The organism is Natrialba chahannaoensis JCM 10990 (assembly GCF_000337135.1).
Taxonomy (GTDB): domain Archaea; phylum Halobacteriota; class Halobacteria; order Halobacteriales; family Natrialbaceae; genus Natrialba; species Natrialba chahannaoensis.
The window spans coordinates 1-7,915 of record NZ_AOIN01000026.1 but is presented as its reverse complement, the minus strand read 5'-3'; the positions used below and the strand labels follow the sequence as shown (position 1 = coordinate 7,915).

General features: G+C 59.3%; 11 protein-coding genes. 2 read left to right on the top strand and 9 right to left on the bottom strand.

Annotation, left to right across the window (positions count from 1 at the left end):
• Nucleotides 1–214 precede the first annotated feature (214 nt).
• The 7 genes from C482_RS03635 to C482_RS22810 form a co-directional block, all read right to left on the bottom strand.
• Nucleotides 215–1,369 carry a hypothetical protein gene (locus C482_RS03635; protein WP_006166121.1) on the bottom strand — a complete coding sequence of 385 codons (1,155 nt, stop codon included), beginning with the start codon at nt 1,367–1,369 and terminating at the stop codon, nt 215–217.
• Nucleotides 1,366–2,148 (bottom strand): hypothetical protein, encoded by a 783-nt coding sequence (locus C482_RS03630; protein WP_005533716.1) that lies wholly within the window; start codon nt 2,146–2,148, stop codon nt 1,366–1,368. The genes C482_RS03635 and C482_RS03630 overlap by 4 nt, the downstream gene beginning before the upstream one ends.
• Nucleotides 2,142–2,705 carry a hypothetical protein gene (locus tag C482_RS03625; protein WP_005533715.1) on the bottom strand — a complete coding sequence of 188 codons (564 nt, stop codon included), beginning with the start codon at nt 2,703–2,705 and terminating at the stop codon, nt 2,142–2,144. Before C482_RS03625 ends, C482_RS03630 begins: the two co-directional genes overlap by 7 nt.
• 29 nt (nt 2,706–2,734) lie before the next feature.
• Nucleotides 2,735–4,210, bottom strand: a complete 1,476-nt coding sequence (locus tag C482_RS03620; protein ID WP_239638921.1) for a hypothetical protein — start codon at nt 4,208–4,210, stop codon at nt 2,735–2,737.
• A 23-nt stretch (nt 4,211–4,233) separates the two neighbouring features.
• A complete protein-coding gene (locus C482_RS03615) occupies nt 4,234–4,443 on the bottom strand; it encodes a hypothetical protein (RefSeq protein WP_004052064.1) in 210 nt (69 codons plus the stop codon).
• Entirely contained in the window at nt 4,443–4,850 is a 408-nt protein-coding gene (locus C482_RS03610; RefSeq protein ID WP_005533704.1) for a hypothetical protein, read from the bottom strand. Before C482_RS03610 ends, C482_RS03615 begins: the two co-directional genes overlap by 1 nt.
• A gap of 76 nt (nt 4,851–4,926) precedes the next feature.
• Nucleotides 4,927–5,169: a helix-turn-helix domain-containing protein gene (locus C482_RS22810; protein WP_006166119.1), complete on the bottom strand. Its 243-nt coding sequence runs from the start codon at nt 5,167–5,169 to the stop codon at nt 4,927–4,929.
• A gap of 321 nt (nt 5,170–5,490) precedes the next feature.
• Here C482_RS22810 and C482_RS03600 point away from each other — a divergent pair, with 321 nt between their 5' ends.
• Both C482_RS03600 and C482_RS03595 read left to right on the top strand, forming a co-directional pair.
• Nucleotides 5,491–5,679, top strand: coding sequence for a hypothetical protein (locus C482_RS03600; protein WP_005533698.1), 189 nt, complete (start codon nt 5,491–5,493; stop codon nt 5,677–5,679).
• Nucleotides 5,680–5,681: 2 nt separating this feature from the next.
• Nucleotides 5,682–6,350 carry an adenylate kinase gene (locus C482_RS03595; protein ID WP_239640281.1) on the top strand — a complete coding sequence of 223 codons (669 nt, stop codon included), beginning with the start codon at nt 5,682–5,684 and terminating at the stop codon, nt 6,348–6,350.
• Nucleotides 6,351–6,691: 341 nt separating this feature from the next.
• Here the strand turns inward: C482_RS03595 and C482_RS03590 are convergent, their stop codons facing one another.
• A complete protein-coding gene (locus C482_RS03590; RefSeq protein WP_006600903.1) occupies nt 6,692–7,255 on the bottom strand; it encodes a helix-turn-helix domain-containing protein in 564 nt (187 codons plus the stop codon).
• A gap of 306 nt (nt 7,256–7,561) precedes the next feature.
• Nucleotides 7,562–7,915: hypothetical protein (locus tag C482_RS03585; protein WP_006166116.1), on the bottom strand; the 354-nt coding region annotated here is incomplete at its 5' end.

Below are 7,915 nucleotides of genomic sequence, written 5' to 3'. Positions count from 1 at the left end.
GCCATATCGTGCCGCCTTTCGAGAGCGATTCATAATTTTGCTTGACCTTGACCCGCCGGTTCGTCGAGCAGATCGACGCGAGACCCCCGGCGAAAATCAGCCAAATGGCGACCCCGCCAATCCCCCGCCCCCCCGAAAAATCCCATCACTCTGTAAGTAAGTAATGCGGCATGGGGGTGTGGGTGGAGGATGGACCGGGAGGAATCAATCGCCGTCATGCGGTTTCGACTTTCGACGGTTCCGGCACGCCGTCGAGATGATTCCACTCGCCGGATTCCCACTCTTGTTTGCGGTCGGTCGCCCACGAGCTACTGAATCCCTGTTTAGCGGCGGCGTCACCCTGCGAGATGCCGCCGTCGCACCACGGCTGACAGTCGAGCAGGTAGGCGCGCACGCGCTCGGCGCGCCGTATCTGTTCGGGGTCGATTTGGTCGGCGTCGTCGTCGCGGTCCTCGTCGAGGACGACGCGGAACGGCGCAGGGTCGTGCTCGGAATAACTCTCCCGAGTGTCGGTGAGTCCGACGAACTCCCCGATTTTCTCGCGCTTGTCCTCCCCGCCGGGCGATTCCCAGAGGATGACGCGACCGGGGTCGGCACGACTCGGTTTCTGGATGACGAGCGTCGTCATCTCGCGGATGGGTTTGTTCATCCCGCTCCAATTGTGAGCGACCAGCACGAGCGACCCACGCTTTGCGTGCGGCCCGTGGCGGTCCTCTTTCTTGCGGATGAGAGTCGCGCGCTCCGCGAACGTCTCGGCTTTCTTCGAGTCCGCACCGCGGCCGGTAAGCTCCTGCATTGCTTCGTCAAGCACGCCGAGCGATTGGCGTTTGTGTGACGCCATCGCCTCTAGCATCTCCACGTCGGACCGCACCACGGCGTCGAAGCCGTCCCACGTCGTCTGGCCGTAGAGCGTCCCGCCGGTTCGAGCGCCCCACGCCCGCGCAACGTCGAGGGTCGTCGCGGTCTTACCCGCGCCGGGTGGCCCGGTGACGACCGCAATCGTGCCCTCTTGCGCGAGCCGAGTCACAATCTCGGTGAGGGCGTCACTCGCCTCACGGTCCTGATTCACGATGCCGACCATGCCCTGCAACTGACTCACGTTCCCCTCACGATAGGCGCGGTCTACCATCGATGTCGCCGCCGACCGCACGATTTGTTTCCCGACGTGACTGTCCAGAAAGTCCTTGCCGCGCTCCTCGTAGATGCCGCAGTACCGATTCAGGAAGTCGAGCACGTCGGGGTCGTTAATCATCCCGGCGAACTCGCGGACGAACTCGTTGGACTTGTTCTCAAGTTCGTTCCGAAGGAATTCGCGGCCCTGTGCGGCCGAATAGATGGTGTTCCGGTCTTGGCTCCGTCCGCCGCTCATGCGCTCCCTCCGTCGTTCAGAAGTGGGTCGCGCGGTTCGAGCGCGTCGTCTGGGAGGTCGTCGTCAAAGACCATTCCCATTCCGTCGCCCCAGTCGTCGCCGTCGTCTTCGGCGGCGGCGTCGAGCAGGTCGCGGAGGTCGCCGTTCCGAAGGCGTCCCGGCCGGAGTTCGTCGGGGAGTTCGGCCGTGATAATCTCGTCAACTGACGGCTGGTCCGTCACCATCGGTTTCGATGGGTCGAGCGCGGCGTTCTGCGATTCCATCGTGTCGAACTTCACACGCCGGACGATTGCCGGAAGCGCCTGCCGGAGCGATTCTCCGCGTCGAGCCGCGGGTTCGAGGTCGCCGCGGTACTCTCCAATCACGTCCAGCACCTCGTCTGTATCGTGCCGACCGACGAGCGACGAGCCGGGGATAGACCGCCGCCACGTCCCGACTGCGACGTTTCGACCGGGGTCGAAGGCATACGCCTCGTACACTTCCCCCTCTGCCTTCTGGTGCGGATACAGCGGCCCCCACTCAACCTGAGTCTCTGCGAACGTGTCCGGCGAGAGCGACCAGCACGCCATAGGTTCGTCGTTGTTCGCGTTCACCTGTACGATTCGGACGCGAGGCGGGTCGGGGAGGAGGTCGTTGATTTTCCCCGTGGCGAACAGCGCGGCCACGCCCGCGATGACGAGCGCTGAGACCGCGAGGCTCGACCACGCCGGGAGTTCCGCGCCGCCGAAGTACGCCAGCGCCGCGCCCGCGCCACCGAGCTTCAGCCAGTCGTTCACCATTCGCGGACCACCTCAAGGTCTGTCTCCTCGCGCTTGCGCTTCACCCAGACATAGGTCCCGCCGACTGACGCGACCGCTGTTGCGCCAATGAGTGACTGGACGGTGCCCCATTCGACGGGGGGTTTCGCGGCCCTAACTGCGTCAGACCGGATAGCAACGATACCGTCCGCATTCGATGAGGTGACGGTGATTGCCGACGCGCCGTTGAAGTCCTCGGCGCGGAAATTGACGGTGGTCTCGCCGGGGGTCAAGGTCATGCGCCGAACGCGGGCTTTCCCCGCGGCCGAGCCGTCTCCTTCGCTCAGGATTCGGGAGAGAGTCCCGGCGTCGGTGATTGCGATTCGAGTCGGAGTATCCGCCTCGACGACGAGCGAGAACGTCCCATTTGAGAACGACCACGATTTGATTCGAGTCGTCGGGGAGAGTTCGATAGTCTGGGTTGATTCGGGCGTGCTCGGCGTGGCGGTCGCTGTCTCGTTCGTCGCGGCGACCGTGCCGACGAGCGCGGGCGATACAACTGCGATGAGGATTATGAGTGTGGTGATTATTCGGCGCATGGTGTCCGAAAAATTGGGAATCGGTGGGGTTAGTTCCGGGTTGAGACGAGGATGAGCGCGACAATCGCGGCAACGATGATAACGCGGTCTTCGGTTCCAACACCGAAGCCACCGCCGCCACCACCGCCACCAGTTCCGGTGGTCTCATACTGCCTTCTGAGTTGTCGCAACTGCTCGATTTCGTCCGCGAGGGAGCTTGCGTTCGTTGAGTTGTAGAGGTACTTGTGTGGGCTGGTCGTGTTCATCGTCTCCCCTGTCCGGGTGTTCACAGCCTCTAAAATTTCAAACTGCGACCCATATGTGGAGAGGTCAACAATCGTGCCGTTGGCCCCATCTTGAACAGCCATGTAGAAGGTTCCATTATAATCTGAAAATCGGTATGTCTGACCAGTATCCCAGCCACCAGATGCGTCATCTCCGGTGTAGAACAATGTTCCATTAAGCACCGTCGGATTGCCCGAGCCGTCTCCGACTGCAATAGTGTGCGATGCATTGATATCCCCGGAAGCACCGGTTGACGCGAGCATGGCCGCGCCCTGACCGTAGTATCCAGACTTTTTGAGAGATGTGGATGCCTCAGCCCCGATAGTGGATGGGTCCATCATCGCAAGGTCTGACGAGTTTATTTCGCCTGCTTGGTACTGGCTGGACACCTCATCAACGTAGGGGTCCATATTCGCAAGCACTTGTTGGGTCTGCTCTTGGGTTTCGTCGAGCAGATAGGTGTCGTTCTGGTCGTTCGCCCAAGAGCCGAGCGACCCATAATCCTGTGACTCGAAGATTCGTGTCTCCTCGGACGAGTTTGGTTCGACGGCAACAACCCGGATAGGAGATGCTTTTGGTGGGTCTGACGACCCCCCCGGATGGAAACGGGAGCCGGATGGGAGAGTCCTCAGAGAGATTTCTTCAGTATCGACAGATGTTCCATTGACTAACTCGAATTGAATCGTGTTTGTTCCAAGCGTTTCACCACCAGAGTACCATTCTCCATTCCTCTCATTTTGGTAGTAGTATCCAATTGTTTGGTCGGATTGGTTATCTAGACTAGCTATTTGAGTGACTTTAGCGTCCCAATCTGAGAGAATCCGAACCTGAACCCGAGAGTAGTAGTCTCGAACCGTTTGGTTCACCGCGGATTTAGCCTGTGACCGGGATGCACCGTTATTTAGCTCGTTCACCATCGTTATTTTAGCCTTTGACATGGCGACCGTTCGAGCATTAGCCATGAAGTTCTGCGTCGTCGTGGTGTACGAGTCGGTTGCGTCTTTCAGGGCAAGAGCGCTTGAATACGCATTTGTGGCGGTGAGATTCTCATAGTCGGTGTTGTCTGACCAATGACAACCCTCGGTATTGCCGAGAATCGTATTGAACCACGCACCACCGAGGTAGTTTGACGCCGAACCATCGCAGTTGACCATCTCCGCAGATGCGTGTCCGACCGGAGATGACCCTGGAACCACGCCGCTCGTGGCGGCGGTCGTGATGACGATTCCAACGAGCAGCATAACCATGACCCTCCGAACGAGAGTCACGAATCAAACACCTCAACGAGTCCGAGCCGGTCTGCGATGAGAGACCCACCGGCTGCACCAACCACAATCAGCCCTATTTCAAGACTGCCACCAAGCAGGTCGGATAAAATCGTGATGTCTGCGCCCGCGGATAGTCCGGCGTCGAGAGCACCAACCGACGCGCCAAGTGTGGCGACCGTCTCTAGGTCAAGGTCAAGGTCCACCATTAGAGCATCCACCCCGCAGCGAACCCGGCCGTGCTCGTGATGCCGACGTAGACCAAGCCCCAGAGGTCGCTACTCTGGAAGAATGAGGAAACGTCACCGACCAACAGCCACGCAGCGAACACCCCGACCGTGCCGAAAATCGACCACATATAGTAGTCGTCAAGCTTCTCCGCATCGTCTTTGAGAGACGATAGGTCGGTGTTCTCGTTCGTGATGATGATGCCCGCGAACGCGCCGACAGATACCGCGTACGCAAGCGTGATTTCGATATTCCCCGACGAGAAAATCACGTCGGTGAAATTGATATCGAATAGTTGGAAGGTTGCGATGCCCGTCTGAATGAATCCGGCGACCATGAGAGCCACCGTGAACCCCGCGTCTGCGGGGTCGAATTCCATCTTCGACATTACATTTTTAGACTGTCGCAATTAGTGAAAAGTGTTTGTGTTGATGACTGTTTAGTTTGCGTAGCAAATATCCATCTTAAGCCTCGTAAACATCAATCTGTGGCTTTACAAGGCCGATTGCTGACTCTCGGCCACGGTCCGTTAGTCGGTAGACTCCGCCGCCCTTCTCCTGCACGAATCCAGCATCTAAGAGGTCCTGAAAGGAACGAGACACCGAATTTCGGTGTCTCCCTGTCCTCCGAGCAATGTTACCAGCCTTATCATCATTGTGGAGTAACAAATCAACGAGGATGGCTTTCTGTGTTGGCGTGATGTCCATGAGATACCCGCCAATCGCTGGATGGAAACTCATTGTGGTCAATATGTTTGCATGGCTAACAGAATTGTTTGCATTACGAGCAGTTTGGAAGAACTAACAAACGTTTAAGTAATCCTGACTGAACAGTTAGAGCAAGAACTCGGACGTGTCACTCACGGTGTGGCGCGGCGGGAGCAAGATGGCCCCTTGCTCCCGAAGAAGAACCCCCGAAACCGAAGCAACGGTTTCGGGCGTGTATATGAGCTAACGGCGCTATCCGGCTTAAATTCACCGGATATGCTGTTTGCACTGCAAATTTTCGAGGTTCGTGGGCTGTCAACCATGCAACACGACAATCCCGCACTCCGACCAATTCGATTCATCGACGATGCCGAAGCAGTAGCTGACGCGCTCGACGCCGTCGACGAACTAGCGACCCACCCGGTCGTTGGCGAGGTCTCGCGCGAAATCGCAGCGCTCGCACGTGATGCCGCATCGAACCCTGACCAACACAACCTATCTCAGCAATGACCATGACCTCACTAGACGACGTTATCGACCGAATCGACTCCCTCGAATCCCGTGTTTCCGAACTCGAAGCCGAGAACGAACGACTCCGTGCCGAACTCGAAGGCGAGAGAAAGGCACGTGAAGACGCAGAAGACCGGGTTGAAACTCTCGAAGGGTGGCAGAATGGCATGTCTCGATGGAAGCAGTTTGTCAACGACGCTCTCGAAGGAATCGAGACTGCGGACGCCGGCCCTCAGTCGGACGACCTCGTTGGACTCCTCCCCATCGAAAAACTCGCCCGGATGCCCGACGACGTGGCGCGCACCCAGCTCGATACAGCTCAGTCTCGGAACCTCTGGCGTGCCCGGTTCATCTGGAACCACATGGACGACCTCGCTAGCATCGCGGGCGACTCGAACAACCAGAAGTTCCGCGTCACCTCCCCGGACATGATGAAGGCCCTGAAGGTCGCCGGAGAGTCGGACGGCGCGGTCGAGAGCAAGACGACGAAGCGAATCATGGAACGCATCGTTGATTGGACGCACGGACTCGCTGAAATCCGCCACACGTCGTCTGGAGAGCGCGCGCTTGTCATCCCGACCGATTGGGCGGAGCGCCGGGCGGATGTCGTCTCAGCCGAATCTGGGGCGGGGACTCCCGCGGCTGGCGGCGTCGTCAGCGGGGGGCGGTAGACGCGGGGGTTCTCCCCCGCCGACCGGCTCCCGGTTAGGTTCAACACCCTAACACGAATGCGTTGTGTTGGTGGTTCGATTAGCGGTTGGTGCGTCTCTTGTTGCGTTCTTGTTGCGTTCTTGGTCTATGGAATTAACTCCCGAGAGCTATCGGTCCGCGGACCGCCCTTGCTGACGACGGTGCCAGCCGACCCGACTCGGATTGCTATACCGACATACGGTTTACCGGCCGGTACACCGCCGACTCCGAGCATAGAAATCGACGGCGAGAAGCTTTGAACCTGTCTGCAACCGTGTTCCGCGGCCCTAACCCCAAGGGTTAGGGCAGGGAGACCCGACCTCTAGACCCATTCGTATTCGTGTGGAGGTCCGTGATGATGGACTGCGCGGCCGTCATCGACCGCGAGCCGGAGCGCCGGGCGCACCGACTTCCGCCACCACGTCTCTTTGCTCTGGTCCTCGACGGCGAACGCGGGCAGAAGTTCGTCCTCAAAATCCGAGCGCGTCATCCGACCATCGTCCCGAAGGACGCGGAGCGCCGCGCGACCGGCGTCACGTTGCTCCTGTCGCTTTGCGTCCGTCCGTCCGGGCGTCCAGTCGGCCAGCAGGTCCTCGAAGCCGTCGCGGTCGTCGCTCGTCTCAGACGCGTCGTCAAGAGCCGTCTGGTCGGGATGCTCGTCCGGGCGCATCGTCGGCGGCGTCACTCGGTCAACGTGCCACCATGCAACCGCCCGAGCGCCGACTTGCTTGCTTCCCACGTCGTCGGTTCGCTCTAGGATTCGGAGTTGGTTCAGGACGTGCCGAGACGAACACCCGAGTTCGTCGGCTAGGTCTCCAGTCGTCACAACCGGGTCACGATGTCGCAACATCGCGTCCTCAATCGCGTCTAGGTCAACTTCGCTCATACTTCGTTCGTCGTTCGCACGAGGGAACCATAACCGTTCCCACGTGCGAACGACGAACGAATACGGTGGTTCCTTCGCCATTCGTTCGCCATTCGTTCGCCATTCGTTCGCCATTCGTTCGCCATTCGTTCGTGGGAACGCCGGTCGCCCCTGTCCAGAAAAAAGAGAACTTTCTACCGATTCGTACACGTCAAACAATCGACGAATCGACCACTATATAAAGAAACGCTGTTCGCGAGCTTCGTCGACGAGCTGAACATCGCCGTTTTTCGTCGAACGAGATTGAGATTCTAAACATCGCCCGGCTCAGAATATCCGGCGCGGATGTATCTTGACTTGGTTCGAGCCACGATGACCTCCCGCCCCGTAGAACTTGAGCCGGAGAGCACCGGCATCGACCGAGCGCATATCCACGACTTGGATGCCACGACCGCGGGCGCGGTAGGGAACGAACACGTACAGTCCTCGCTCCTCTGCGAGCCGTTCGTGATAGTCTTCGAAGATTCGGAATCGGCCTTCGGAGCCATCACGACGGTTCAGCATCGCGGCTTTGACTTCGACCGGGCGGCCGTCCGACGTTCGGGCGTCGTGCCAACTCCCGTGGTCGGCGTCGAGGCCGTAGCGCCGCTGCGCCGCTTCCTCCGCGAGTCGGCCATATCG